This is a genomic window from Trebonia sp. (genome assembly GCF_049794275.1).
Lineage (GTDB): Bacteria > Actinomycetota > Actinomycetes > Streptosporangiales > Streptosporangiaceae > Trebonia.
This window is the reverse complement of record NZ_JBARCR010001277.1, coordinates 1-1,901: the sequence shown is the minus strand read 5'-3', so window position 1 is coordinate 1,901 and position 1,901 is coordinate 1. Positions and strand designations below refer to the sequence as shown.

The following is a 1,901-nucleotide window of genomic DNA, read 5'->3' as shown; positions in this document are numbered from 1 at the left end:
TTGCACACCTGCTTGAGCTTGGTCATCGTGGCGAGCACCAGGCCGCGCCTGGTTATGTCGTCGCTGGCCTCGTCGATGCGGCTGAGCATGTCGGTGACGGTCGCCTGGTACAGGCTTGCCTGCTCTAGCGTCAGGTTGCACCAGACCTTGATCTCCTGCTTGTCCGGCAGGTCGGAGATGATCGACTTGTCCGTCTTCAGGCGGCGCAGCAGGAACGGCTGGGTGACCCGCCGCAGCCGCTGTGCCGCCTCCTCGTCGCCGAACCGCTCCACAGGGACCGCGTACTGCTCGCGGAAGGCCTTCGCAGGGCCGAGCAGGCCGGGGTTGGCGAACTCCATGATCGACCACAGCTCCGACAGCTGGTTCTCCACCGGCGTCCCGGTCAGCGCGACCCGCGAGGCGGCGGGGAGGGCGCGGGCGGGGCGCGCCTGCCCGGTGGCGTGGTTCTTGATCGCCTGCGCCTCGTCGCAGACCACCCGCGCCCAGCCCACCTGGCTCAGCCCTGCGCGGTCCCTGGCGGCGATCCCGTACGTGGTAATCACCAGGTCCGCGCCGGCCAGCGTCGCGGCGAGGTCGTCGCCGGCCAGCCGCTCCGCCCCGTGGTGGACGTGCACCCGCAGGTCCGGGGTAAACCGTGCGGCTTCCCGCTGCCAGTTCCCTACCAGCGACATGGGACACACCAGCAACGTCGGGCCATGAGGACGGGCGCTCGCGGCGACCAGCGCCAGCAGCTGAATGGTCTTGCCCAGGCCCATGTCGTCGGCCAGGACCGCGCCCAAGCCGAGGTCGCCGAGGAACGCCAGCCAGGCGAGGCCACGCTCCTGGTAGGGTCGCAGCTCGCCGTGGAAGCCGTCCGGGGTGGGCAGCGGCGCGAGCCGCCGCTCGGCCTGGCCGGACAGCAGGTCGCCAAGCCATCCGTCCGCGTCCACCGCGGTCAGCGGCACGTCGTCGCCAGCGCCGTGGACGCCGATGAGGATCGCCTCGCCGGCGGTCATCGTGCCGGACCGCTTGCGTTCGAGGAACTTCAGCGCGGCCTTGACCTGGCGATCGTCGAGTTCCACCCACTGGCCGCGGACGCGGACCAGCGGGACCTTGAGCGCGGCGAGTTCGGCCAGTTCCGCGGCGGACAGCACCTGGTCGCCGACGGCCAGGTCGTACCGGAACTCCACCAGGTCCGTGAGGCCGAACGCGGACTGCCTGGCCGACGGCGAGGTCGCCGCCGAGGTTGACCTGGTGGTCAGCTTCAGCCCTAGCCGCGCCCTGCGCGCCCAGTCCGGCAAGAGCACGCCGAACCCCGCACCGGCCAGCAGCGGGCCCTCGTCGCGCAGGAACCGCAGCGCGCCCGCGGTATCCAGCGCGACCTCGGCGGGCGCCGCCTCGGCCAGTGCCTCCTCGAGCGCGGGGAACAGCCGGGCCGCCGCGCCGAGGCCCGCCAGGAGTTCCTCGTCCGGATACGTGTCGCTGCCTAGCCAGCCGACACCCTCCCCGGCCCAGACATCGTCCGCGGACAGCATCAGGCTCGGATCCTCCGCGGACTGGAGCGCGAACTCGACCCGCCACCCGGTGCCGGCGCGGTCGCCGTCCTCTCCCGGCCCTTCAGGGTCTTCGGTCTCGGCCGGCTCCACCAGGCGGAAACAGATGCGGACCGGGCCCACCGGGAGCCTGGCGCTGGTCAGCCACGCTCCTAGAGCCGCGGCCAGGGACTGCGCCTCGGCCGCATCCTGCGCTGTGCCCACCTCGACGCGCGCGTCTGGACCGGTGAGAGCGGCAACGGTCCGTTCGGCCAACTCGACGCGAGCCGGACGGCGGCCCCGGCGCGGCGGGAGGAGCGGTGCCTGCAACCGGGTGCGTGCCGCGGCGTCGGCGAAGGCGTCCAGCGTCTCAGCCAGCACGGTGCCCGC

General features: G+C 72.8%; 1 protein-coding gene. It reads right to left on the bottom strand.

Annotated elements, in window-relative coordinates; all coding sequences use genetic code 11:
- Positions 1–1,901, bottom strand: a 1,901-nt coding sequence (locus tag WA805_RS31105; RefSeq protein ID WP_425244120.1) for a DEAD/DEAH box helicase, incomplete at both ends; no start/stop codon positions are given.